Below are 22,062 nucleotides of genomic sequence, written 5' to 3'. Positions count from 1 at the left end.
TTGCCATGACGTTGCCACGGCACAAATCACCTGATGCAGTTATCGCACTGAAAGCCTTTAAATACAAGGCATACGGCCTTTTAAAACAAACGGTGGAAACCCGGTTGTCGGCTAAAACGGCTGATTTTGCATGCCGAGGGCGCTGCGAAGAAAAAACGACGCGCGGGCGAGTGCTTCAGGCCACGAATGTTCATTTGACCTCTTCCTCGTACAAGCGGGCCACGATGATATCTGCGGCAGCCTCTTTTGCGTCTTCGATGGAATAGTGAATGGATTTTGCCCGCCACCGGCCGTTTTCGAACACCTGTAGTTCGAACATCTCGGCAATGCGGTGCGACGGCAACATGCCTACAACATTGGAGCGCTGGCTACGGGGCGGGAATTGGATTACCTCACCCACGGACTTCACCCCGAGATATAGATGTAGTGGTGGAATCCGCACTAAGCTCTGTAGTGGTGGAATCCGCACTAAGGATTTGCTTTTTGTGGTGCACAATCCGCACTGAAATCTGGCGTTTTCCACCACTGGACTTTTGTTTCTGAGATGCAGCCCGGGCAGCCCGGGCAATGAGTTCCGCAGCCTCTATGGTCTCAATCTTTCGCCAGTCATCTGTCGGTTGTGTCAACTCAGTGTGGCGGTAGGTCAGCCGGAAGAAGTTGGGCCGGCGCCATTCAGCATTTCCGGCCCTGCCTTCCTGTGTGATCTCGACAAAACCGAGCGCAACCACCTCACGCACCGCTGGCGCGATAGCGTGTCTGTGTATCCCATAGGCTTCGAACTGATCGAACGTCGTCGGCAGCTTGCCATTGTCGTTGCCGCCGTGGCGTCCAATCTCGATCTCAAGCCTGTCCAGCACGCGGTGACCGGATTGCGAGAGCACCCGATAAGCCGGGGACTCCTGCATCTCGACCAGGCGCCACGAGAACTGGCCTGCTATCTGAGTCCGTCGACCCTTTCGCGCTCGGCCTTTGTCAGCCATTGACGGCCTCGCATTTCAGCCGGATGTGGACTCGCCGGTGATGCAGCCGACATAGCCAGCGAACATCCATGGGGCGGTCATAGCTATCGTGGTGCGCCTCGGCATCGAGGGCGCCGCACTCCTCGCAGGGCTCCTGAATGATCAGGCCACGTTTCACCGCGGATCGGAGTGCTTGCTGAGCCCAGACAGCCTTGGGGTGCGCGTTCTTCCACTTCGTTGCCGAGGAGGTCATGGGCGGCCTCCCAGGCAGGCGAGCTCGACCACCACACGCGCAACGGGCGGTGTGAGACGATGCCGGACGGCGATGATGGCGGCGGCGATCTCCGTTGCCGAAACCCCTACGTTGGGGTACAGTGCCATTGTCTGGATGCCTTCGGAAAAAGCGCTGGATATTTCGACGCCGCCCTGCCTGACCGCAGGTGCGGCGTCTCGCTTATGAGCTTGTCTCATCCACGCTGACCCCTCAGAACGGAGGCAATGCGAACAGCCTCGACAGCTTCGGGCGCCGACAAGCCGAATTTCTTCCGCAGCAAGGGGACGATCGGTTGCCCGATCTGCTCGCGGCTGGTCTGCGAATACCACTCGCCGGCAAAGGCGACAGCTTCGCTCGTTTCATGATCGATATAGGACATCTCACGCGGCCTCCCGCTGGGCGGCCCAAGCCTCAAGCCATGCGTCGATTTCAGATTCCACCCAGAGACGGCGACCGGGAACCCGCCTCGGGAACCGTCCCTCCTTCTCCATCCTGCGGAGATGTTCGGCGCTGTAAGGAATGCCCTTCTCGGGCTTCAGTGCTGCATGCGGTATAAGTCGCATTGGATATTGCTCCTGTCGTGAAAGTTGCTGACAGGTGGCAATATGGCGGTGTTCATGGGTCCGCGAATACGACAGAACCCTAGCAGGAACCGAGGGGGGTTTTGTTCAGGCTTTGTTTCAGTTTGGCAGCAGCGCGCCTCACCTGAAGATCGATCTGCGGCTCGTCTTCGTCGGGGTCTCGGCCTTGGGCAATGGAGTAGAAGGCTTTCGCAAATTCAGAGAACCTTTTCCCGGGTGTCCCACTGATCTGCCCAGGCAAAAACATTTGAAAAAACCGGGCCGCCATATCGATGGTCCGCTGTTTTCGGTGTTCCGGGGGACGACCATTTTCAACGGTTTGAGCGTCGCGGGCGGCTTGAGCGATCGTCTGTACCGCTGCCAAGACGAGGGGCCGTTCGAACTGAGAAATGGTCTGTTCGAGCCGGTCGTTGTAAACAGGTCCAAATACGTCTGAGAGCCAAAAGTCTGCGTGAGAATGCGGATGGACACGGAGGGCGGTGATCCGCTCCATCAATGCTTCAGCTAGTTCTCCGACCTCTTTAATTGGGACATTTCGATCCGAAGATGACGGCCTCGCTTTTGCTCGCGGATGAGGCGTCGCCAGCAAGCATCCATTAAGTACCTGCCGAGCCGAGTGATTACAAAGGTCAAGCCTTGCGACGCCAAGAAGGTGGTCAAGCTGCTTGTCAGTGAACTCGCGCCTGTAGGGATCTACGATCTGTTGCTGGCCCATCACGCCCGCCCCCGGTACGCGTCGAGATCGGAAACGTTGTCCGGCGGCAACGGCGGCGGTGACACGATCTCCCGCAGCTTGCGCGCCCACTTGTCCAGCGCCTCGCGCATTTCGTCGGCGTATTCGTATTGATCGTATGTGCGTTCAATGCCCTTCTTGCCGTGGCCGGCGACCATTTCTGCGACATTGCTCGGCACTTTCAACGAAGAAAGCCGGGTCCGCACGGTGCGCTTCAGATCGTGATTGTGGAAATCGGCCGCGGCGCTGATCGGCGCGCCGCGCCTTCTCGCCATCGCCTTCAGTATGTTGGCGACGTGCTTGCGCTGGCGCTCCTGCGGCTTGCCAAGCGAGGATGATGGTTTCGTGCCGAACGTGGTTGAGAAGATATGATCGCCGGTATTCTTCCCGGTGAAGCGCGGCAGGCTTTCCAGCAGCGCGACCGCGTCGTCGCTGAGGTGGACCAGATGCGGCACGTCCGACTTGAAGCGCTCCGGCGGAACGGTCCAGAGCCTTTTGGCAAGGTCGATCTCGCTCCATCGCGCCTCTGCCGCCTCGTCCTTTCGGACGCCGGTCAGCAGCAGGAATCGGAACAGCGGCCCATAGGGATAGGCCATGCGCCCGGTCGCGCGCCAGAAGGCGACCAGTTCGTCATCAGTGAGGACGCGCAAGCGCGGCTTCTTCTCGCCGGTCAGTTTCTTCGGCTTCACGCTCTCGGCCGGCGAGAACTCGAGTCCGTATTTGTTACCGGTACGGGTGTCACCATCGTCGATGGCCCAATTGAAAAACGCTTTGATATGACCGAGCACGTTCCGCGCATGGGCGCCGGCCGGCGCACGCTCGACAATGGCCTGGATGAGTTCCTTCACGTCAAAGCGCGTGATGTCGCTCACCATCTTGTCTTTCCAGACTGGGATAAGCTCTTTGCGGATTTCGTATTCGGCGACCTTGCCGCGACGCTGGCCTTTCAGGGTCTTGATGTATTTCTCCACAACGACGCCGAACGCGTTCTGATTGCCCCTCTCGACCTCCTGGGTGGCGTCCTGGGTGGCCTTCCGCTTCGCTTCCGCTGCCTGCCGCATCTCCTCGCGGGGATCGATGCCCTTGCGGATCTTGCCCCGCCACTCGTCGGCCAGGGCGCGGGCCTGCTCCAGTGTCAGGTCGCCGCTGCCGCTGTCCTTATATTCACCGAAGGCATGGCGAACCGGATTGCTGCTGCCGGGGAACCGCGTCACCAAGCAGAATGTGCGGCGAAACTCGCCCTTGCCGTTCTCCGGCCCGACGCGGACGATCAGGTTGCGGGTCTGCTCGTCCTTCACATCGTACCACTTTTCGGAAGGCTTCAGCGCCTTCACTTCGCGGTCTGTTTTATAGCTGCGCTTTTCCATACCGGTTGGCCCTTCGTGGCAACGTTATGGCAACATTTTTCTTGCGCTACTGCTTGTTGCCATGTGCTACAATGTGGCATGGCTTAGACCTAACCGCAAGAGATAATTGGATTTTATGTGCTATGGCGAACCGGTATGTGCTACGATGTGCCGGCGCAAATGACGGCTGTTAACCGGTTGGTCGCTGGTTCGAATCCGGCCCGGGGAGCCAACATTTTCAAGCACTTAGATACCAATCTGAACTCTGCAATTTCGCAGGCAACTCGCTCTGGGCTACATTCCGGGCTACATCTGAGGCAACAAGTGACTTTCGCGTTTGCTTTCGTCACTCGACGATTGGCGTTCGTCGCAGCTGACCCGGCGCTTAAGCGGTGCGCCCGACGCGCATGGCCTTCTAGCTACCAAGCTGTGCAGCCTTGAGACGTCCGACGGTCAAGGTTCATCACTTACGCTGGCGCTGGCGCCAGGTCGGGCCGAAAGCCGTTCGAGGTCAGTGAGTGGATCGAGCGCGTTTTGCGTGGTGCCAACCGGACATTAAATCAGACCTTGTTGGAGATTGCTGCTGCTGCTGAGGAGCAACGTTTGGATAGCCATGCTGCTGGCCACACTTTCGGCTACGCGGGCTTCGTGGACGGGAAACCCAGGTTGCACGCGATCACATCGCGAGTTGAAATGCGAATGCGGGTCAAAGACAAGAACTCGCCGGTGGACACCGGAGGCCACACCAGGTTTCGGGTGATGAATTTCAACCTCGGCGACCGAGTAGACAATTGCGCTCGCTCGTGGGAGCGGTGCCCAACATTTCCCGCCGCACGCAATTATACAGATGATGGCGAGGCAGTCTGCCAAGGCTCGCACGAAAGAAGTTGCTGCGGATCGTCTTTGCGCGTGGTTTAACCACATCAACCGAGAGATCAGCGCGAAAGAGTCCGCAACTGTCGGGCCTGAGGCAGTTTGCGCATGGAAATTCGCCGGAGGCGGAGGTGCGCACATTGCCTACGATGCCAACGGCCAGCGGAGTAACAACGCTGGCTTGTTGCCAGCAATTTCAAAAGGCTTCCCGCTGAACCAGTTGCTCCAGCCAATGTGGGACCAAATGCAACTGCGAATGAAAGGGTGGAAGCCGGGGGATCCTCCGCCGGTACCTTCCCGCGAGGACTTGGAGGAATTGAACAAGATCGCCCGGTCGATCGACACTAGACCGCAACGAAAATTCTAAAGACACCCCGCCTTGGTCAAATAACCCGCCACCGTGAGGCAGCGGGCGCCGTATGACCGCACTCTGCTTGACCTTCAGGCAGCCTCGAATCCGCCGGGGTCGAGTTCATCCCCGAGAACGGCGGCGGCGCCGGGGTGAGGTTGAGGAAGAAATAACGCGGAAATCGTCAGCGCGCCCTTGCACTTGAAACTACACTTTTATGCGATAACCCTTTATGCGGATTGCTCTGGCTTGCCTTTGCGCCAGATCGGCGCGATGCTGCCCTTGGGAGTTGTCAAAGGAGAGATCTCCAGCAGCACACCGCTACCAGGAGGTAAGCGATGGGTCCTATGGAAAAGCCGCCTTATGTGCCGACAGAGATTCATGTCGGAACGGTCACGGACAAGATCGGCAATCTCGGAATCCTCTCAATCCAGACGACAGAAGGCCGCCTGGATGTTGCGCTTGACCGCCAGGCAGCGGAGGCGATCGTCAATGCCATTAGCGCAATTCGGAGGAAGCTTGCATCGAACCAAAGCTAGTGGCCTAGTCGTTCAACATTCTGCCGGTAAAAGCTTTCTAGTGACTTCCGCTTTTGCGGTTGGAGGGGCATCAACTGAAACGGCTTTGGAGATTCCTGATGCACCTCGTCATAGCAGCACTGAGATGGCAGTCCAATCGTTCGAAGGCAGCACTGCTCCTGGGATCGGCACTTTTCGCCGCTAGCGCATCCGTAGCATGGGCCGATGCTCTTGAGGTTTTGCAAGGCGTATGGGTCGGGGAACGCACCGACTGCACGAGGGTGTTCGAGAAGATCCAGGGGAAAGTCCGCTTCAAGGACCGTACCTATGCGTCCGAGCACGGTTTCATCATTACCGGCAACAAGGGAAAGGGCCCGGTTGGGGGCGCCTGCACGATCTCGCAAGTCAACGAGGAGAACGACCGCTTCTCCGCCCTATTAACCTGTGCGGACGCTGTTGTATCCCGGAACTTTTCATGGTCATTCCGCATCATCGACGCAACCCACTTTGAGCGCTTTGATGCGATGGTTGGTGCCTTTAAATACAAGAAATGCGCGTTCTGACTAAAGCGTTGAACAAGCCCGCCCGACACCCACTCATGGAACCGAGTCTAGGCTCATCCGATTTGAGGGCTAGAGGAACCGAACACAGCCGTCTTGCTAAGTTAGCAGCGATGCTTGAGCGGCCTACAGTCTTCCCAGCCGGCGAACCTACCCCGTTTGCTGGTTAGGCCCGGCGGCCGGCTGTTGATCACCCCCAATAGTGGCTGTCGGGCCGCTCGAACTTGCGGTGATGGCTGAAATGCAAAAAGCCCCGCCGCTCCATTTGCGAAGCGGCGGGGCCCCCCACTCGCCCCGATGCTGACCATGCAATTGCGGCGCCAGCAGCAAATGACCCACTGTGGGACAGGCCCACGGGCGCCGTGGTTTTTCCGTGCCGTACAGAGCCTCGCCAGCGTGCGTTCCCGCTGGCCGCTGTCCTACACCGCCGAAGCACCTCGCGCGTCCTGGCGGCCCCTTGTGCCAGCGCCGGCACTCACTCTTTTAGGCACCAAATTGACTCTAGGCTCATCCGATTTGACAGCCAGGGGAACGGAACGTGACCATTTTACTAAATTACCAATGATGCATTTAGCCGCCTATGGTCGAAGTAGCCGGCGACCGTCCCGCAGACGCCACCCGCCGGTCAGGCCCAGCGGCCACCCACCCAAACTCCAACTGGCTGCTGGGCCGCCCATTGACTCTCGCTCTCGCTACTCAAAGCTCGGGCTGCGACGTGCACACCTTCGCCGTGCGTAACGGAAACTCAGGCGCTATAGAAAATACCTGCCAGCGAGGGCGTACCAGGCCAAGCCCAACATTGAGAGCACATACAGAACCAGGAACGGAAGCACGGGCGGCTGGCTGTCTAGGACGGCGTCAGCTTCTTCCCATTCCTCAACCAGATTGCGATCCCGCCACGCCTCCGTGACCGCGAAACCGTCCGGCCCGATTTTACCCTCAATCTCTCTCGAAATTCTGTTCGTGATATCGGCTAGGATCACTGGATCCTCGGGCAGGTTGCCCGGAAACCACTCAGGAAGATTGTCGCCATCGTTCTTGTCCATGGCGCCAACAATGTTTCTGCCTCACTTATGTTCCAAGTTGCTGAGCAAGATGGTGGCTGCCGAGCGAAGAAAGCACTGCGCCTAAAACTTGTAATACGCCCTATCCACGAGGGCGAAGCACTTGCGAAGGCAATCATTGAGACCGTCGCAAGGCTAGAGCGCCGCGACAGCGAAAATCCGTGACGCCTAAGCTCGGCGACGCTCTTCGGACCCCAGCCCTGCCCTGAGTGCCTCCAGGCTGTTCGCGCCATTTCTAAATAGCAACATGACTAGCCACGCGGCGTCGTCACGGCCTTGCTCGTCCGAAATCCCACGAGTGAGGCAATACTCGTGCAAAGCTTGGCGAAGAATGCTGAGCTGTTCCGGGTCAGCTATTCCTGTGAAAGGCATCGGGCCAACTCCCTTTTGCGTTAGGGCGAAAGCGATCGACACTTTCAATCGCCCCTGTGCCGTTCGAAAGCAGGCGACGGTTTATTGTATGAGATCGGGCAGAAGAGTCTATTCGGAAGTTGGTGGAAAAGCCCGCCTACCGCTTGGCAGCGAGGGCCTTTGCTTCCCGGAGCAGCGATGCCCAATGGAGCCCGAGGAAAAAGATAAGCTCTCGGGCCTGTTCTTCAGTAATGCCGGTTTCTGTGACCAAGCGTCGAACGACGACTTCAGGGTTGTTCGGCGTTCTGTCCTGTTCGTCAGCCATAGGAGAAACTCCTTACGTTGGTAACTTCGCTATCTAGCGCTTGTTCCCAAGCGCGTGACATCGCTCGGCTTATTGCCAGAGGCTGGCGCAACGGAAACTCAAAGCGCGCTATGGAAGATACCAACTAGCGAGGGCGTACCCTGCCAAGCCCAACATAAAGAGCGCATACAGAACCAGAAACAACGGAACCACGGGCGGCTGGCTGTCGATGGCGGGGTCAGCTTCTTCCCATTCCTCAACCAGATTGCGATCCCGCCTGGCCTCCGTGACCGCCAAACCGTCCGGCCCAATTTTACCGTCGATCTCTCTCGAAATTCTTTTCGTGATATCGGCTAGGATCACTGGATCCTCGGGCAGGTTGCCAGGAAACCCCTCAGGAAGATTGTCGCCATGGTTCTTGTCCATGGCGTCACCAATGTTCTCTGCCTCACTTATGTTCCAAGTTTCTAATGTGAAATTTTGACCAGATCCGGCCACCTCAACGGCGTGGTAAGGAAAGGCGGCTGTCGGGGAACGACACAACCAACCCTCAACCAGCCACCCAGACAAGCAGTGCGACGCCGATGAAGAGCATGGCCCGTTGGGCCTGTCCTAAACTTCTAGGCTGATTTGCCGGACGCCGATCACTTCCATGCACATCATGAAAAACGCGGCGGTGAAGCTGCCCCGGCTTATCTTGTTGGCCAGATTGCGCTCGCTCTCGTGCGCCCCTCGTTCATTCAATTTCTCGGCGAGCAGCGCATAGGTTATGCCCCGGCGTTTCAGCTCGCCCTTCAGAATGTTTTTTGCTTTTTCCTCATAGAACGCGGTGGGGGAAACATCGTCGGACATCATCATTTCTCCTGCGAAAAACACCGCAAATGATGATGTACCCCCTTGCATCTGCTGATTCAAGATCCCACATCCGATGTCCAACATCATCGGATGTGATATGTCTCGGCGATTTTTCCTCCTTGTGGTTCTTTTCCTCAGCCCCTCATTGGCCATGGCCGGGAAGAACGATGCCGAGTGGAACCCGCCCGCCCGCTTCGATCACGCCTATACCGGCCAGTTGACCGTGCGTTATCTGCCTCAGAAGAAGGTCGTCACGGCTTGCGCAAAGCTGTTTGCCGAATACATGGTTGCGACGAAGTCATCCTTTACCCAGCGCGGGTGCTCAGCGATCACCAACAAGACATCCTGCACCGTGATTGTGATCGACAAGACCTTTGGGCTAGCTACGCCGAAGGCAGTCCTTCGCCACGAAATCGGCCATTGCAATGGCTGGTCGGCGAGCCACCCTGACTAGTACTTCGGGTACGATTGCAGGAGCATCGAAACGAGCGCGCTGCTGCTGCTGGTAAAACTGACCACACGGTTGCTCTGCAGCACAGTCGGATGATCCCAGCCCCAACTTCTCGTATGGCTGCCCTGGGTGTCCTCGCCCTGCTCTGTCAGATTGGTCCAGGTGATGTTGTTCGTGTTGCGCTTGCCCTTGTCGCCGTAACGGCGTCGCTACCGGCCAGAAACTGCTTGGGCGGATTGTCCATGCCGGCGATTTTCACAAGGGCGTCGCCAAGTTTGGCGAGGTCACCCTGCTGCTTGCCGTTGTAGCCGGACCACATGGCTTTGGCGCTGCCTTCTGCAGCATAGTCGTCGATGGTGCTGCTGCCTGGCGTTCTGATCGTCGAGGAGGTCGGTGCGGAAAAAGCCCGGCGCGACGGCTGTGACAATGATGCCGAATTGAGCGACTTCCTGAGCCACCGACTGCGAAAGGCCTTCGACGGCGAACTTGGCGGCGCTACAGGCTCCGCAATGCTTGAATCCGATGATTCCGGCGAGCGAACTGACGTTGATAATGTGTCCTGAGCGCCGCTTGCGCATGACCGGAATGACCGCACGCATGACGTGAACCACGCCGTGCAGATTGGTCGAAATCAGCCCATCGAATTCAGCGGTGGTCAACTCTTCGAAATTGCCGAGCAGGCTGTAACCGGCATTGTTGACCAGAACGTCGATGCGGCCGAACGCCTCCATCGCCTTGTCGACGGCCGCCTTGGCCTGAATTGCATCGGCCACGTCCAACTGGACGACCGCAAGTCTGTCGCTGGCGACACCACGCAGGGCGTTCCTTATCTTGTCGGGATTGCGGCCGGTGGCGACCACCCGATCGCCTGCTCCCAGTGCCGCCCTGGCGGTTTCGGCGCCGATGCCGCTGCCAGCCCCTGTGATGAACCAGACTTTGCTCATATCCAACTCCTGTTTTCGATGATCAGGAAGTTAGGTGATGGCGCGCCGGCCGATTAGACGGCATAATCGGCATGAAGTTAGAAATCACATTGATAAATGATCGGCCACCCCTTACCCCCTGTATCGGAGGGCGTCGACCAGAAGCGTGAAGGCGGCAGTATGCTGCCGCCGGCTTGGATAATAGAGGTGGTAGCCCGAATATGGCGGGCACCAGTCTTCCAGCACCCGGACCAGGCGGCCGTCCGCAATATGCTGGGATATCTGGTTTTCGAACGTGTACACCAAACACAAGCCATCGACTGCGGCATGCAAGAGCATCTCGCTGTCGTTGAAAATAACCGGTCCATTGACCCGGACCTCAAGTTCGACACCGTCCTGTTCGAACTCCCAGGCATAAAGGCCGCCCCCGGTGTTCTGGCGATAGCTTGCGCATCGGTGTTCGCTCAAGTCGCGGGGTGTCTGCGGGGCGGGATGATTGGCAAAGTAGGCCGGGGATCCCACGACTGCCATCCTGACGTCTGGGCTGATCCGGACCGCAACCATGTCCTTTTGCACCTGTTCACCCATGCGGATACCGGCGTCGAAGCGCTCTGCGACAATGTCGGTGAGACCTTCATCGACATGGACCTCAACCATGATGTCGGGATAATTCTGCAGCAGTTTCGACAATACGGGCCACAGGACAGTTTGGGCGGCATGCCGGAACGTGGTGATGCGAATCGTGCCTGCAGGCTTGTCGCGAAGCGCGGTGAGCGCAGCAATTTCACTGTCGATATGGTCGAATGCCGGCCGCAGGCTGATAAGCAGCCTTTCGCCTGCCTCGGTCAGCGACAGGCTGCGCGTCGTTCGCGAGATCAACCGCACACTGATCCGTTGTTCGAGCATGCGCACCGCATAGCTGAGCGCGGATTGGGAGAGGCCGAGCTTCGCGGCCGCGCGTGTAAAACTCCCCTCCTCGGCAACCGCGATAAACACAGCCCATTCGCTGAAGTCGCCTTTTCTCACCTATAAACCTCATTTCTGTATCCATGAGGATTATGGCAGATCATCAGCATACCTGTCTCGTCATATTTATGCTCCGCGCGCCCCGACGGCACGAGTCAGCATCAGGACTGCCTGGTACTGCGCGGATTCCGAACGCCCCGATGGCAGCCGAGCGCCGACAAGGCGTTATCTGCCTTGCTCGCTGCCGGAACAGCACGCAGCGAGCAGAAGCGGTCTGGCGTAAAAACGGCTACTTCAGATTGAGCGGCAATTGACGCAGCGGTTTTCCCGTGAGCCGTGCTATTGCGTTGGCAAATGCCGGCGCCAATGGTGGTAAGCCGGGCTCGCCCATGCCCGTGGGCGGTTCGGCGCTAGGGACGATGTGGATGTCGAATTCCGGCACGTCCGTGATGCGCGCCACCGTATAGTCACTGAAGTTGCCCTGCTCGACGACGCCGTCCTTGAGCGTTATTGCAGAGCCTGCCAAGCACATCGACAAGCCCATGATCGCCGCGCCCTGTACCTGCGCCTCCACGGTCAGAGGGTTGACGGCCAGATTGCAGTGAACCCCGGCCGTGACCCGATGCAGTTTAGGCTGTCCATCGGCAACAGAGGCTTCCACTACGTAAGCGACCACTGAGCTGAAGGACTCGTGCACCGCCACACCCCAGGCCCGCCCCTCGGACAATTGCGTCTTGCCGTACCCGCTCTTGTCGACGGCCAGCTGCAATGCGTCACGATGGCGGATGTGCTGATCGCCGAAGAGCTGCATGCGGTAGGCTACAGGGTCTTGGTCGGTTGCACGCGCTATATCGTCGAGCAGGGTCTCCATCACATAAGCCGTATGGGTGGAGCCGACGCTGCGCCACCACAGAACCGGCACGTTGTCCTTGGGATGATGCACCGTCAGCCGCATTGGAAGCGGATAGGGAGCCCGCATGCCCTCCGTCGTGGCGGCGTCGATGCCGTTCTTCACCATGAACTGCTCGAACACGGTTCCGGTAAGTATCGACTGGCCGACGATGCTGTGATCCCAGGCCAGCACCTTGCCTTGATTGTCAAAGCCGATGCGGGCGCGGTGCAGGTGCAGTGGACGGTAGTAGCCGCCCCTCATATCGTCCTCGCGGCTCCAAAGCGTACGGATCGGTGCATTCAGCCCCGCCGACCTGGCGGCCCTGGCTATTTCGCAGGCCTCGACCACGGTGTCGGAGGTGCTGGAAAAGCGCCGACCGAAGCCGCCGCCCGACATCTGCACGTTAAGCACGACCTGTTCCGGCTTGAGGCCGAGCGCGGCCGCGGCAGCGGCGGCATCGGGTCCGGCACTTTGGCTTCCCATCCAGATCTCGGCACGATCATCGGCAAGCCGTACCGTGCAGTTCAGCGGTTCCATCGCCGCGTGGGCGAGATACGGGAACACGAACTCAGCTTCCAGCTTCAGCGGCGCCGTTTCCAATGGCACCATGTCTGAATCGAACTGGCGCGGGCCGGGCCGACTGGCCATCTCGCGATAGTGCGCGAGTTGCCGTTCGCTATCGACCTTTTCGACGGCAGATGTGTCCCACTCCACCTTAAGGGCATCGCGGCCCTGAGACGCCTGCCAATATCCGTCGGCCACGACGGCCACGCCCTCGGCACCGCGATCCAGCGGCACGCGCAGGACGGCCCTCACGCCCTTGACGGCGCGGGCTGCGCTGTCATCCAGGGTGGCTATCCTGGCTCCGAAGACCGGAGGACGAGCCACCACGGCCGTCAATTGTCCCGGCAGCTTGAAGTCGATGCCAAAACTCTGTTGGCCGCTGCTCTTGGCTTGAGCGTCCAAACGCCGGGTGGGCTGGCCGATGATGCGGAAATCCTTGGGATCCTTCAGCGCAATCTTCTGCGGCACTGGCAAGGCCATGGCCGCTTCGGCAAGTTCTCCATAACCGAGCTTGCGGCCATCGGAGGCCAGAACCGCGCCGGCCTCGGTTCGCAGAATGGACGCCTCCACGTTCCAGCGGGTCGCCGCGGCCGCCAGCAGCATGGCGCGAACACGAGCACCCAGCTCGCGATACTGCGTAAAGCTGTTCTTGATTGTGTTCGAACCGCCGGTAAGGTGCATGCCGAAGAGCGGATCGACATAGGCCATGTCATTGGTGCCGAGTTGGCTGCGCACCAGGTTCCAGTCCGCATCGAGTTCTTCGGCAAGGATCATGGGCAATGCCGTTTGGACGCCTTGACCGAACTCCAGCCGGTTGATTGTGACCGTAACCTCTCCATTGGGCGCGATGTGGACAAATGCAGAGGGCTGCTCGGTCGGCTTCAGACTGGCTGCCGCCTCATCGGCCTCGGACGACTGCGCGACTGCCAAATCAGGGAAAATGCCGACAGCCAGGCCGAGGGTCCCCGTCAGCTTGAGAAAGCTGCGGCGTGGCATCGCCTGGACCGTCGTTGAACGGCCCCGTTCCAGGATGTGTTGCAGCGCACGCGGCAGCTCTTTGTGATCCATGTTGGGGAACATATGCGTCTCCTTCAGACGAGGGTGCTGGCGGCGTCGGCTATAGCGGCGCGGATACGGGCATAGGTTCCACAGCGGCAGATGTTTCCGGCCATGGCGGAGTCGATCTCTTCGGCGGTCGGCTGCGCGCCGGGCGACAGCGACGCGAGCAAAGCCGTCGCGCTCATGATCTGGCCGCTCTGACAGTAGCCGCATTGTGCCACGTCGTGCCTGACCCATGCAGCGTGGACAGCCGAGCCGACACGGTCGGTGCCGTCGGTTGTCTTTTCAATCGTGGTGATCCTGCCGCTTTCAACGGCGGAAACCGGTGTGCTGCACGAGCGGATTGCCTCGCCATCCAGATGCACCGTACAGGCGCCACAGAGCGCTGCGCCGCAGCCGAATTTGGTGCCGCTCATTCCGAGCGTGTCACGCAGGACCCAAAGGATCGGAGTTTCGGGGTCAACGTCAATCTCGTGCTCTCGCCCGTTGATATTCAGTGAGATCATGGCCGGTAGGTTCTCCTGGGTTGCTCCACCCGAACAGGTTTCCCAAGCGGCCTGGGGCTTCCCGGCCGACTGAGACATTGGCAATTTGGTGGCTAGCGCTAAAGCTAGCTCGCCGGGCGATGCTGGATTAGACTGCGCAATTTGCATGACCTTAGAAACGTGGTTTCTGAATGCGTCACACAGGCGAGGCACGTCCGCGTTTGCGCGGTCAGCGCCGGCATTGCCGTTCACTGTGTTCAAAGAAGGTGCGCAGTGGAACTCAGCAAGCCGGGTCGGTCGATTGGATCGCCGAGCTTGCGCGGAATGGCTGCCCTCTCCCGGCGGAGTGGGCATAATTGCAACGGAGTTCGCCGACGATGATGCGGAGCTAGAGAGACGCAAACACGTACCCCACCGGTGTATTCCACAGAATGTGCTATAGTTCTTGTCGTTCCACCGTCGATGAGAGGGCAGATGAGCGGACCAAGCGACCTCAATCTCTGGCACCGCATTGAAGGCTACAATTTCGATCAACCCGACATCGATCTGCCCTTCTCGGCCAGGCTTGCCCGAGAAAACGGCTGGCCGCCGGAGTTTGCGCAGCGTCTCGTCGAAGAATACAAAAAATTCGTCTACCTGATGTGCGTCTCTGACGAGATGCTGACCCCTTCGCAGGAAGTCGATGAAGCCTGGCACCTGCACCTCGTGTACACCCGTAGCTACTGGGACGATTTCTGCCGTGGTGTGCTGGGCAGGGATATCCATCACGAACCGACCGAAGGCGGTTGGGTTGGACGCCTTCCGAGAACGCCGCTCCGAATCGGCGAGCGCGCAGGTAAAGCCCGTCGAACAAACAACGTTGGAAGGGGAATCCTCGGAGGCCCGGCGAACTTCCGCGTCACGCCATAACCGATCTGGCGAACTTTGCTACGCCTTTCGTCGTGGCGAAACCCAATGCCGCCTGGCTCGGCGCCACCCTAGGCGACCCCACCTCCCCCGCTCCCTGCGGCGCCGGCCATCTTTTCGCTAATGTAATGCATGTCGCGCAAAAGCACGCCCTCGGGCAGGAACTGAGGGTGCGCAGCGGTTTGCAATAACGGCATGCGTAACCACAAAAACCCCAAGCGCGCCGCATGCGTCGCACGAGTCCATTCCAACGCAACGCGCCTCAGGCAGCTACATCGGTTAGGCAGTAACGCCACCGCGACCGGTTTTCTGTGCCGTCATCCAGGGCATTGCTGCAGAGACGTCCTCGAGGATCTTGGCCGATCTCGCGAAGCCGGCGAAGGCCTCGCGTGCAACTGAAATGGGAACCTGGCCATCATAGGCGCGCTGGCAGGCGCGGAACGCCGTGTCAAAGATTGGCCCTCTGCGATTGCTCGGCCATTCCTGCAGGCACTCGAAAGCATCGGCCAAGCATTCGATTTCCTCCACCATGAACTCCCCTTTCCTGACGAAAACAGGCCGGTCGAAAGTCCTGTCGTTCATTACAACCTCCATTCAACTGAACGAGTGTTTGAGCTTCCACGAGAGCCGTGAGCGACGGCTGCGGAAAATATGTGAAGCGCACTTTTTGCTGTCAAGGAGCGGCCAATTCGGGACTGAAGCAAACCTCCTCGCAGGACAGGGACCGCATGCGGAACGTCGCTGTGTAGCGCTGCAACCCGCAGCCGAGGACGGGCGAACGCCATCGCTCCCGATGAAACCGAACTCTCGCAAAGGCCGTCGGCAGCATTCGTCACGCCGGAAGGCCTGGACAACAGCAGAAAGCCCGCGCCCTCGGGGAGAAGACGCGGGCTGACCGGAGCTACCGATCTCGCAGCATTGTATGAGGGGACAATACTACGCTGCTGGCACCAAACTGTCCTCGCAGGACAGTGTTCCAGCCTCACAGGCTGGCACAGGCAAAAAAAGCCCGCCGTACCCGCAGGTGCGACGGGCGATCAAGCGGTCAAGCACGGCTTGGGGGGCTGAGATGTGCCCGGTGCGCGCGGACCGAGAAAAATCATTCGCGTGCCGGCTGCCCGGCGTCTACCAACCGCCAGTTGGAAGAGTGGGCCGAACGGAGAGCCCGCGCCTCTGCTGGAACAAGGACACGGCCTATTCGGCGCGCTCGCTGGCTCAGTCCGGCGCGCGCCTGGACGCGGCTTCCGCGCCCGGTCAATTCGCCTGGAACAAAACATTCCAGAGGTGGTTTTCCCCATGAAGGGACAGACTTTTCGAAGGAGACGTCTCGTGAAAAAAGTTCTGATCACCAGTATGCTGGCCATAGGCGTTGGCTGTGGCGCAGCATTCGCTCAGGAACAGCAGCCGGCCCAAAGCCAGTCCGGCACCGACTGCCCGGCCGGCTCGGCCGGTTGCCCGGAAGGTGCGATGGGCGAACAGGGTAAGGCCGGCGCCACCACCAAGGAGCAGGCTCAAGGCAAGGCGAAGATGCAGACCGACGAGCAAGCCGAGGGTAAAGCCGGCGTAACCACCGAGCAGCAGACTCAAGGCGAGGCTGGCGCCACAACCGAGCAACAGGCGCAGGACAAGGCCAAGACCCAGACCGAGCAGCAGCCCCAGGGCGAGGCTGGCGCCACGACCGAGCAACAGGCGCAGGACAAGGCCAAGACCCAGACCGAGCAGCAGACCCAGGGCGAGGCCGGTACCACCACCGAGCAGCAGACCCAGGGCGGCACTACTCAGTCACAGGATGAGACGGAGACCGGCGCGATCAGCAATGTGACCGTTGAACAGAAAACGGAAATCACCCAGATCCTCAAGGAGGAAAAGGTCGAACCGGTTGCCGACGTCGATTTTGACATCTCAGTGGGTGTCGAGGTTCCGCGGCAGAGGGTTGAACTGCGTCCTCTGCCACGGCGAATCATCGAGATCGTCCCAGCTTACGAAGAGTACCAGTATTTCGTGTTGGCCGATGGCCGTATCGTCATCGTCGACCCGGATACATTCAAGATCGTCCTTATTCTGGCCTGACGCCCTAGTTCGGGCTAAACGAGGGGTCCGCTGCCCCCACGGCGGACCCCTCGTTTGCATGGACCAGTCTCTGCCACCAAAGGCACGGCTATTACGCCTGTTCAAACTGACAGGCTTTCTGCGTGTCGAGGTTTCTTCAGCCGCTTCCCACCTGGATTACATCTGGACGGCGTCCTCCCTGCTCAAAAGGCCTGAGCTAGGACTTCGGTCTGGCCGCTTGCCGACCATGGGCTGGCCCAGGCAGTGCTTTGGTCCGGGACCGCTATGGCAAAAGCCTGAAATGGGGGAGTTTGTAGGAACCGAGCTCCTGCTGGCGTCGTTGCGATCCCGACACCGTGACAGGAGGCTGCAATGGACCCCAGCATTCACCAGGCACGTTGGCTGCTTTTTCCGATATTTGGCCTGGCGTTCGGGGTTGGAGCCGTTGGGCTTTTCATCGGCTGATGAGGTCCACCGATGAAGGCAATGCACTCGCGCAGTTATGAGTCCCTTCCTGCGCCAGCGAGACCCACCGGTTCTCCCCCTCGAGACTGGTGGGTCTTGACACAGCCCGATGATGGCGAAAGCCTGATAAATCGGTGCAGTTCAGAAGATTGGCTTGGGCGAAGGATTGACTTGGGCGAATTCGAAATAGGCAGAGATGCAACATAGGGCGTGACGGTAAAAGGATATTCTGGCGTGCTATTGGCAAATTCATTGATCACAAACGCAATACGGCCGCAGCGCCCGAAGCATTGTGAGACAAGAGTTCTCGCCGGTGCGCGGCCTGCCCGGCCTCAATCGCAGCGCAGTCTCAAATCTCTTCGAGGGCTTCGCGTCGCCATCTGCCTGAGCGCATCGGCCTTGGTTCTCGTCGTCAGCCCCTACCGTGTGGCACAGGACGGCCTGTCCCTGACGCTAAGCCCACAGGCCGCCTGGGCACAAGGGAACTCTGGGAACGCTGGGAACTCAGACTCCGGCAACTCTGATTCCGGCAACTCCGGCTCCGGCAACTCCGGCTCCGGCAACACTGGCTCCGGCAACTCCGGCTCCGGCAACACTGGCTCCGGCAACTCTGGCTCCGGCAACTCAGGAGACACTGAAAGCCCCGACAACTCTGGAAACGCTCCTGGAAATGCCACAGACCCTGGAAATGCCACAGACCCTGGAAATGCCGCAGCCCCACAGGCCACGGACCCGAACGGCAATGCGAACAAAACAAAAGCACTGAACGTCACTCCCCCGACAAATCCGGCTACCGCGCTAAATCCTGGCAACAAGCCCAAGACGTATATCAACGTGACCACTGGAGACCGGATCGAGGTGCGCGGGGCAAGCGTGGGTGTGGTGCATTCCAACGGGCTGAGCGAGCGCATCGACGGCGGCCATTACGAGATGCGCGATGCCATGGGCCGCACCATCATTCGGCGGCAGGCAAAGAAATCCGATCGGGCAAGACTGCTCCGGATGATCGAGTGATGGCGCGTTCCACAGGCCGCAAGGCTGTCTTGCTTCATGCAGGATCGCGGACAGGCGGATGCTGATGCTCGGTCGCGTCGCGCAATGTCATCGCGGCTTCGGTCCGGTTGCTCACATTGAGCTTGGCCAGAATCCGCGTCATGTGGTGCTTTATGGTTTTCTCGTGCAGGTTCAGCTGAAGACCGATCCGCTTGTTGCTCAATCCCGCGGCAACGAGCGTCAGGATCTCTCTTTCGCGACTGGTGAGTTCGGCCAGAACGTCGGGTTTCTCGATCGCGGTTGGTTGGCTGGACAGGTCGACCAACACGCGCGCCGACAATTGCGGACAAACATACCGTTCGCCCATCGCCACCGTGCGCAGTATGGCGGCCAGGGTTCTCGATCCGACACCTTTTAGGACATAGCCTCTTGCCCCGCTCTGCAAGGCGGCCATGACGTGCTGGTTTTCCTCCGAAACGGTCAGCATCACGATTTTCAGATCCGGGTGCCGCTCCAAGGCCGGCCCGACTGCGCTGAGGCCCCCTCCAGGCACTGAGATGTCCATCAGCAGAATATCGAGCTGCTGGTCTTCCGATATCCGCAAGGCGTCATCTCTACTGCTGCCTTGGGCAACGATCTCGAACCCGCCGATCTGCTCGAGGGTGCGCACAACGCCTTCCCTGAACAGCGGATGGTCGTCGACAATGGCGAGCTTTATGGCCGCTGCCATCACGCCTGTCCTATTTCGACTGTGTTGAGAACCATTTTCACCACCGTGCCGTTCTGTGAAGATGTTACATCAAATTGGCCGCCGAGGCTTTCTACCCGCTCACGCAGCCCGATGAGCCCCAGCCGTTCAGGATGGATGATCTTCGGGTCGAAACCTGGGCCGGTGTCGGAAACCTCGATAGAAACGCGCTCCCCGTCGAAATGTTTCGCGACCGATTGATCGGCACCCCCGGCATGGTGAAAGCCGTTGTTCAGCGCCTCCTGAATGAAGCGAAAGATGCAGATCTTGGCCGCTGGCGACAAGGGTGTGTGGCTCCCGGTCATGGACAGCATCACTTTGACGCCGGTCCGCTCTTCGTGCGCTCGCACGGCAAGCTCGAGGATTTCCGTCAACTCGGCATTCTCGACATGCGGCAGCATAAGACCCTTGCTGACATTCCTGATTTCTCGCATCGCATCGTCCAGATTCGCTTTGACCACCTGCAATTCCCGTGCGCGCGCCGCAGCCGGCGTGGCCGGATCGGTCAGCACGGGGCTGTCAATCCCCAGCGCAGCGAGGGCAACCAGTTGCGCCGGCCCGTCGTGCAGGTCCGCGCCGATTCGCCTGAGGTGACGTTCGTTAAGTGCCGTGGCGCGCTGCGAAGCACGTTGCACCCGCAGCCTCAACATTCTGTTTTGAGCGACCAGATCGGAAAGTTCGGCAATACGCTGCTTCAAGGAGCGGCTCTGGGAACGAATCGTGCGGCTGCCACGAAAAACGATTACCGAAAGCCCGAGGAAAAAAACCGCGGTGACTGCTGCGACATCGAACCAGGTCCGAACGAGTGCCTGCCGGAGATCCTTTTCAAAATCGGTGGCGATCTCGTCGAATTCCAAAACAGCCACGACTTCGCCCGACCACGGCTGAAGCATCGGATTATAGATTTCAAGAAGATGCAGGCTACTGTCCCTCTCAGCCTGGTTATCATAGTCCCTGTCCAATTCAGCAACCATGTCGCCGGCGAATGCGGCCCGGAGATTGTCGCTGAGTGGAAGGCGCTTCCCGACCAAATTTTTATTGGTTGAATAGAGGATGGTGCCATCGCGGCGCCAGAGCTTGAACGATTCGAGCCTTGTGCCGAGTGCGCCTTGTCCCAGCGTTTCATCCAGCGCGTGCGCAACGCTCTCGTCCAGCATCTCGCTCCTGCGCATGTCGGGAAGCAGCGGCGCGATGACGCTGTCGACGTAAAGAGCGGTAGAGGCGGCCGAGTTCCGGGTGACCGCGGCTTCAATCTGGCTTGTCACGGACATTCCCACCACGATCATCGCCGACAGCGAGAACAGCCCGCCGGCGAGCAGAAACTGAGTGGCCAGCGACAGTGCATTCCACCGATCGAGCAATCTTGTCGGTCTGTATGGCGCCATATCTCCACCGGCCCGGTCGGCGGCGCGTCGCGCCAGCGGCACGATTCGAGAGAACCAGCCAATCTGTCGTCGAACGACGCTAAATGACGCCATCTTTGATCTGCACCGATCAATAACAAGGGAACTTAGGGCTTGCGGGCTGGACGAAAACCGCGACCTTGCGTTTTTTTGCGCAAGCGCCACTGCCATGGTTGAGCGAGGCAGCAAATATGACTCCTCAACCACGTGCTGCCGGCACCGGTCGCCCCTGGCAGCGCGACGGAAGGTGCGGCGTCTTTCACTTCCGGTCGCGCAATGCTCTCACCGCTTGCGTAAGGGTCACCCGATCGTTGCCGTTCTTTTTGATCAGCCTGCTGACCTGGCTGGGCGAAACGCCATTTTCTCGCGCGAAATGCTCCACCTCGTAATACTGGTCCACCGAAAGGCGGTCGCGGTCGAGAAACGATCGATCTTTGTTGTTGTCGTCCATTTCCGTTTTCCCACTAAAGCTCGTTTGAACATTGGACGCAAACGAGGGACCACCCGCCAAATCGAGGAATGGCGGGTGGTCCCTTATCGGCGCAGGAAGGGACTTAGCTGCGCAGATATCTTCGTCCATCAGCCACATCGTTAAGTCGGTCGTTCATCAGCTGACGACTATTCCAATTGCCAGGAAGGCAATGGAGACAGCGAAGACCGGTGCAAGTAGCCAGCGGGCTTGGTGAACACTATTCTCCAACGATTCCTCCCGTGACGCACGGCGAGCAACGAGTGCTGGCAGTCGTGGTTCCGGGCCACACGCCATCGTCGCCCTTTGCGCACGACAATTCAGACTTAGGTCCATCGGCACGGCGTCTCTGGTAGGACCGATGCCCAGCCGCGGAACGTTTGCAGCTGTCTCGTTGTTGAAGGTGAGCTTGGCGCGACGAAGATGCGTCCCAGCGCAAGACAGCTCATCAGGAAGGAAAAACTTATGAGAATGCATCTTTCCACTGCAGCCGCAGGATTTCTGCTGCTGGCAAGTGTCGGCGCCGTGGCTGCCCAGGACGTGATCATCCAGCCCGAACAGGAGACCGTCATCAGGGAGTATGTGAAAAAGCAGCCGCTCGCCTCGGTGAACCTGCTTGGCGTGGAGCTCAATATCGGCTCGGCGCTGCCCGAGACGGTCGAGCTTCATGAAGTTCCCGACGTCCAATATCGCTACGTCGTCGTCGACAATCGGACCGTTCTTGTCGATCCAGGCACACGCAGGATCGTTAAAATCATCGATTGACTGAAATAGCCTGGGGAGGAGACGCGGGGGGGGGGGGGGGGGGGGGGGGGGGGGGGGGGGGGGGGGGGGGGGGGGGGGGGGGGGCGGCCGGGGGGGGGGGGGGCGGGGGGGGGCCGGGGGGCAAAGTGAGTGAGGGGTGGCCGGCCACGCCCCCCCC

General features: G+C 59.5%; 26 protein-coding genes. 7 read left to right on the top strand and 19 right to left on the bottom strand.

Annotated elements, in window-relative coordinates; all coding sequences use genetic code 11:
- Nucleotides 1–190 precede the first annotated feature (190 nt).
- The 7 genes from AC0L3D_RS25020 to AC0L3D_RS24990 form a co-directional block, all read right to left on the bottom strand.
- Nucleotides 191–400, bottom strand: a complete 210-nt coding sequence (locus tag AC0L3D_RS25020) for a hypothetical protein (RefSeq protein WP_473646140.1) — start codon at nucleotides 398–400, stop codon at nucleotides 191–193.
- The gene (locus tag AC0L3D_RS25015) at nucleotides 393–980 is read right to left on the bottom strand and encodes a hypothetical protein (protein ID WP_473646138.1); all 588 of its coding nucleotides are present in this window, start codon (nucleotides 978–980) and stop codon (nucleotides 393–395) included. Before AC0L3D_RS25015 ends, AC0L3D_RS25020 begins: the two co-directional genes overlap by 8 nt.
- A complete protein-coding gene (locus AC0L3D_RS25010) occupies nucleotides 973–1,212 on the bottom strand; it encodes a hypothetical protein (protein ID WP_473646136.1) in 240 nt (79 codons plus the stop codon). Before AC0L3D_RS25010 ends, AC0L3D_RS25015 begins: the two co-directional genes overlap by 8 nt.
- Nucleotides 1,209–1,430 carry a hypothetical protein gene (locus AC0L3D_RS25005; protein WP_473646134.1) on the bottom strand — a complete coding sequence of 74 codons (222 nt, stop codon included), beginning with the start codon at nucleotides 1,428–1,430 and terminating at the stop codon, nucleotides 1,209–1,211. Before AC0L3D_RS25005 ends, AC0L3D_RS25010 begins: the two co-directional genes overlap by 4 nt.
- The gene (locus tag AC0L3D_RS25000) at nucleotides 1,427–1,612 is read right to left on the bottom strand and encodes a hypothetical protein (RefSeq protein WP_473646132.1); all 186 of its coding nucleotides are present in this window, start codon (nucleotides 1,610–1,612) and stop codon (nucleotides 1,427–1,429) included. Before AC0L3D_RS25000 ends, AC0L3D_RS25005 begins: the two co-directional genes overlap by 4 nt.
- 263 nt (nucleotides 1,613–1,875) lie before the next feature.
- Nucleotides 1,876–2,529 carry a hypothetical protein gene (locus tag AC0L3D_RS24995; protein WP_473646131.1) on the bottom strand — a complete coding sequence of 218 codons (654 nt, stop codon included), beginning with the start codon at nucleotides 2,527–2,529 and terminating at the stop codon, nucleotides 1,876–1,878.
- The gene (locus AC0L3D_RS24990) at nucleotides 2,529–3,914 is read right to left on the bottom strand and encodes a tyrosine-type recombinase/integrase (RefSeq protein WP_473646129.1); all 1,386 of its coding nucleotides are present in this window, start codon (nucleotides 3,912–3,914) and stop codon (nucleotides 2,529–2,531) included. The genes AC0L3D_RS24995 and AC0L3D_RS24990 overlap by 1 nt, the downstream gene beginning before the upstream one ends.
- Nucleotides 3,915–5,462: 1,548 nt before the next feature.
- On the opposite strand from AC0L3D_RS24990, the gene AC0L3D_RS24985 reads away from it, so the two are divergent.
- Nucleotides 5,463–5,654: a hypothetical protein gene (locus AC0L3D_RS24985; protein WP_287063668.1), complete on the top strand. Its 192-nt coding sequence runs from the start codon at nucleotides 5,463–5,465 to the stop codon at nucleotides 5,652–5,654.
- Nucleotides 5,655–5,752: 98 nt separating this feature from the next.
- The gene (locus AC0L3D_RS24980; RefSeq protein WP_128246819.1) at nucleotides 5,753–6,196 is read left to right on the top strand and encodes a hypothetical protein; all 444 of its coding nucleotides are present in this window, start codon (nucleotides 5,753–5,755) and stop codon (nucleotides 6,194–6,196) included.
- A 749-nt stretch (nucleotides 6,197–6,945) separates the two neighbouring features.
- Here the strand turns inward: AC0L3D_RS24980 and AC0L3D_RS24975 are convergent.
- The 4 genes from AC0L3D_RS24975 to AC0L3D_RS24960 form a co-directional block, all read right to left on the bottom strand.
- Nucleotides 6,946–7,239 carry a hypothetical protein gene (locus AC0L3D_RS24975; protein ID WP_473628907.1) on the bottom strand — a complete coding sequence of 98 codons (294 nt, stop codon included), beginning with the start codon at nucleotides 7,237–7,239 and terminating at the stop codon, nucleotides 6,946–6,948.
- Between the two features lie 526 nt (nucleotides 7,240–7,765).
- A complete protein-coding gene (locus AC0L3D_RS24970; protein WP_473534020.1) occupies nucleotides 7,766–7,933 on the bottom strand; it encodes a hypothetical protein in 168 nt (55 codons plus the stop codon).
- Nucleotides 7,934–8,041: 108 nt separating this feature from the next.
- Complete coding sequence (locus AC0L3D_RS24965) at nucleotides 8,042–8,338, bottom strand: hypothetical protein (protein ID WP_473646127.1); 297 nt, start codon at nucleotides 8,336–8,338, stop codon at nucleotides 8,042–8,044.
- Nucleotides 8,339–8,524: 186 nt separating this feature from the next.
- Nucleotides 8,525–8,827, bottom strand: coding sequence for a DUF6471 domain-containing protein (locus AC0L3D_RS24960; protein WP_287285440.1), 303 nt, complete (start codon nucleotides 8,825–8,827; stop codon nucleotides 8,525–8,527).
- A gap of 13 nt (nucleotides 8,828–8,840) precedes the next feature.
- On the opposite strand from AC0L3D_RS24960, the gene AC0L3D_RS24955 reads away from it, so the two are divergent.
- Entirely contained in the window at nucleotides 8,841–9,221 is a 381-nt protein-coding gene (locus tag AC0L3D_RS24955; RefSeq protein WP_473628908.1) for a hypothetical protein, read from the top strand.
- Between the two features lie 281 nt (nucleotides 9,222–9,502).
- Here the strand turns inward: AC0L3D_RS24955 and AC0L3D_RS24950 are convergent, their stop codons facing one another.
- The 4 genes from AC0L3D_RS24950 to AC0L3D_RS24935 form a co-directional block, all read right to left on the bottom strand.
- Nucleotides 9,503–10,162: an SDR family oxidoreductase gene (locus tag AC0L3D_RS24950; RefSeq protein ID WP_473628909.1), complete on the bottom strand. Its 660-nt coding sequence runs from the start codon at nucleotides 10,160–10,162 to the stop codon at nucleotides 9,503–9,505.
- A gap of 111 nt (nucleotides 10,163–10,273) precedes the next feature.
- On the bottom strand, nucleotides 10,274–11,167 hold the full coding sequence (locus AC0L3D_RS24945) for a LysR family transcriptional regulator (protein WP_473628910.1): 894 nt from the start codon (nucleotides 11,165–11,167) through the stop codon (nucleotides 10,274–10,276).
- Nucleotides 11,168–11,396: 229 nt separating this feature from the next.
- On the bottom strand, nucleotides 11,397–13,643 hold the full coding sequence (locus AC0L3D_RS24940) for a xanthine dehydrogenase family protein molybdopterin-binding subunit (protein WP_473646125.1): 2,247 nt from the start codon (nucleotides 13,641–13,643) through the stop codon (nucleotides 11,397–11,399).
- A gap of 11 nt (nucleotides 13,644–13,654) precedes the next feature.
- Nucleotides 13,655–14,128 carry a (2Fe-2S)-binding protein gene (locus AC0L3D_RS24935; protein ID WP_473534025.1) on the bottom strand — a complete coding sequence of 158 codons (474 nt, stop codon included), beginning with the start codon at nucleotides 14,126–14,128 and terminating at the stop codon, nucleotides 13,655–13,657.
- Nucleotides 14,129–14,581: 453 nt separating this feature from the next.
- On the opposite strand from AC0L3D_RS24935, the gene AC0L3D_RS24930 reads away from it, so the two are divergent.
- Nucleotides 14,582–15,016, top strand: a complete 435-nt coding sequence (locus AC0L3D_RS24930) for a glycine-rich domain-containing protein (protein ID WP_473534026.1) — start codon at nucleotides 14,582–14,584, stop codon at nucleotides 15,014–15,016.
- Between the two features lie 276 nt (nucleotides 15,017–15,292).
- Here AC0L3D_RS24930 and AC0L3D_RS24925 read toward each other — a convergent pair whose 3' ends face one another.
- Nucleotides 15,293–15,595, bottom strand: a complete 303-nt coding sequence (locus AC0L3D_RS24925; protein WP_473646123.1) for a DUF982 domain-containing protein — start codon at nucleotides 15,593–15,595, stop codon at nucleotides 15,293–15,295.
- A 747-nt stretch (nucleotides 15,596–16,342) separates the two neighbouring features.
- Here AC0L3D_RS24925 and AC0L3D_RS24920 point away from each other — a divergent pair.
- Nucleotides 16,343–17,083 carry a DUF1236 domain-containing protein gene (locus AC0L3D_RS24920; RefSeq protein ID WP_473646122.1) on the top strand — a complete coding sequence of 247 codons (741 nt, stop codon included), beginning with the start codon at nucleotides 16,343–16,345 and terminating at the stop codon, nucleotides 17,081–17,083.
- An 843-nt stretch (nucleotides 17,084–17,926) separates the two neighbouring features.
- Nucleotides 17,927–18,541 (top strand): hypothetical protein, encoded by a 615-nt coding sequence (locus AC0L3D_RS24915; protein ID WP_473628914.1) that lies wholly within the window; start codon nucleotides 17,927–17,929, stop codon nucleotides 18,539–18,541.
- Between the two features lie 34 nt (nucleotides 18,542–18,575).
- Here AC0L3D_RS24915 and AC0L3D_RS24910 read toward each other — a convergent pair whose 3' ends face one another.
- The 3 genes from AC0L3D_RS24910 to AC0L3D_RS24900 form a co-directional block, all read right to left on the bottom strand.
- Nucleotides 18,576–19,250, bottom strand: a complete 675-nt coding sequence (locus AC0L3D_RS24910) for a LuxR C-terminal-related transcriptional regulator (RefSeq protein ID WP_473534029.1) — start codon at nucleotides 19,248–19,250, stop codon at nucleotides 18,576–18,578.
- Nucleotides 19,250–20,653 carry a sensor histidine kinase gene (locus AC0L3D_RS24905; protein WP_473646183.1) on the bottom strand — a complete coding sequence of 468 codons (1,404 nt, stop codon included), beginning with the start codon at nucleotides 20,651–20,653 and terminating at the stop codon, nucleotides 19,250–19,252. Before AC0L3D_RS24905 ends, AC0L3D_RS24910 begins: the two co-directional genes overlap by 1 nt.
- Before the next feature lie 277 nt (nucleotides 20,654–20,930).
- Nucleotides 20,931–21,251: a DUF3606 domain-containing protein gene (locus tag AC0L3D_RS24900; protein ID WP_287257902.1), complete on the bottom strand. Its 321-nt coding sequence runs from the start codon at nucleotides 21,249–21,251 to the stop codon at nucleotides 20,931–20,933.
- Between the two features lie 354 nt (nucleotides 21,252–21,605).
- Here AC0L3D_RS24900 and AC0L3D_RS24895 point away from each other — a divergent pair, with 354 nt between their 5' ends.
- Nucleotides 21,606–21,905: a DUF1236 domain-containing protein gene (locus tag AC0L3D_RS24895; RefSeq protein ID WP_027156174.1), complete on the top strand. Its 300-nt coding sequence runs from the start codon at nucleotides 21,606–21,608 to the stop codon at nucleotides 21,903–21,905.
- The last annotated feature ends 157 nt before the right edge of the window (nucleotides 21,906–22,062 follow it).

It is taken from the genome of Mesorhizobium sp. WSM4837 (assembly GCF_055811435.1).
This window is presented reverse-complemented; position numbering and strand designations above follow the sequence as displayed.

What these genes read in the sequence shown, in the direction of transcription:
- AC0L3D_RS25015 (WP_473646138.1), bottom strand. Translation starts at nt 980, where the DNA reads ATGGCTGACAAAGGCCGAGCGCGAAAGGGTCGACGGACTCAGATAGCA.
- AC0L3D_RS25010 (WP_473646136.1), bottom strand. Translation starts at nt 1,212, where the DNA reads ATGACCTCCTCGGCAACGAAGTGGAAGAACGCGCACCCCAAGGCTGTC.
- AC0L3D_RS25005 (WP_473646134.1), bottom strand. Translation starts at nt 1,430, where the DNA reads ATGAGACAAGCTCATAAGCGAGACGCCGCACCTGCGGTCAGGCAGGGC.
- AC0L3D_RS25000 (WP_473646132.1), bottom strand. Translation starts at nt 1,612, where the DNA reads ATGTCCTATATCGATCATGAAACGAGCGAAGCTGTCGCCTTTGCCGGC.
- AC0L3D_RS24995 (WP_473646131.1), bottom strand. Translation starts at nt 2,529, where the DNA reads ATGGGCCAGCAACAGATCGTAGATCCCTACAGGCGCGAGTTCACTGAC.
- AC0L3D_RS24990 (WP_473646129.1), bottom strand. Translation starts at nt 3,914, where the DNA reads ATGGAAAAGCGCAGCTATAAAACAGACCGCGAAGTGAAGGCGCTGAAG.
- AC0L3D_RS24985 (WP_287063668.1), top strand. Translation starts at nt 5,463, where the DNA reads ATGGAAAAGCCGCCTTATGTGCCGACAGAGATTCATGTCGGAACGGTC.
- AC0L3D_RS24980 (WP_128246819.1), top strand. Translation starts at nt 5,753, where the DNA reads ATGCACCTCGTCATAGCAGCACTGAGATGGCAGTCCAATCGTTCGAAG.
- AC0L3D_RS24975 (WP_473628907.1), bottom strand. Translation starts at nt 7,239, where the DNA reads ATGGACAAGAACGATGGCGACAATCTTCCTGAGTGGTTTCCGGGCAAC.
- AC0L3D_RS24970 (WP_473534020.1), bottom strand. Translation starts at nt 7,933, where the DNA reads ATGGCTGACGAACAGGACAGAACGCCGAACAACCCTGAAGTCGTCGTT.
- AC0L3D_RS24965 (WP_473646127.1), bottom strand. Translation starts at nt 8,338, where the DNA reads ATGGACAAGAACCATGGCGACAATCTTCCTGAGGGGTTTCCTGGCAAC.
- AC0L3D_RS24955 (WP_473628908.1), top strand. Translation starts at nt 8,841, where the DNA reads ATGTCCAACATCATCGGATGTGATATGTCTCGGCGATTTTTCCTCCTT.
- AC0L3D_RS24950 (WP_473628909.1), bottom strand. Translation starts at nt 10,162, where the DNA reads ATGAGCAAAGTCTGGTTCATCACAGGGGCTGGCAGCGGCATCGGCGCC.
- AC0L3D_RS24940 (WP_473646125.1), bottom strand. Translation starts at nt 13,643, where the DNA reads ATGTTCCCCAACATGGATCACAAAGAGCTGCCGCGTGCGCTGCAACAC.
- AC0L3D_RS24935 (WP_473534025.1), bottom strand. Translation starts at nt 14,128, where the DNA reads ATGATCTCACTGAATATCAACGGGCGAGAGCACGAGATTGACGTTGAC.
- AC0L3D_RS24930 (WP_473534026.1), top strand. Translation starts at nt 14,582, where the DNA reads ATGAGCGGACCAAGCGACCTCAATCTCTGGCACCGCATTGAAGGCTAC.
- AC0L3D_RS24925 (WP_473646123.1), bottom strand. Translation starts at nt 15,595, where the DNA reads ATGAACGACAGGACTTTCGACCGGCCTGTTTTCGTCAGGAAAGGGGAG.
- AC0L3D_RS24910 (WP_473534029.1), bottom strand. Translation starts at nt 19,250, where the DNA reads ATGGCAGCGGCCATAAAGCTCGCCATTGTCGACGACCATCCGCTGTTC.
- AC0L3D_RS24905 (WP_473646183.1), bottom strand. Translation starts at nt 20,653, where the DNA reads ATGGCGCCATACAGACCGACAAGATTGCTCGATCGGTGGAATGCACTG.
- AC0L3D_RS24900 (WP_287257902.1), bottom strand. Translation starts at nt 21,251, where the DNA reads ATGGACGAAGATATCTGCGCAGCTAAGTCCCTTCCTGCGCCGATAAGG.
- AC0L3D_RS24895 (WP_027156174.1), top strand. Translation starts at nt 21,606, where the DNA reads ATGAGAATGCATCTTTCCACTGCAGCCGCAGGATTTCTGCTGCTGGCA.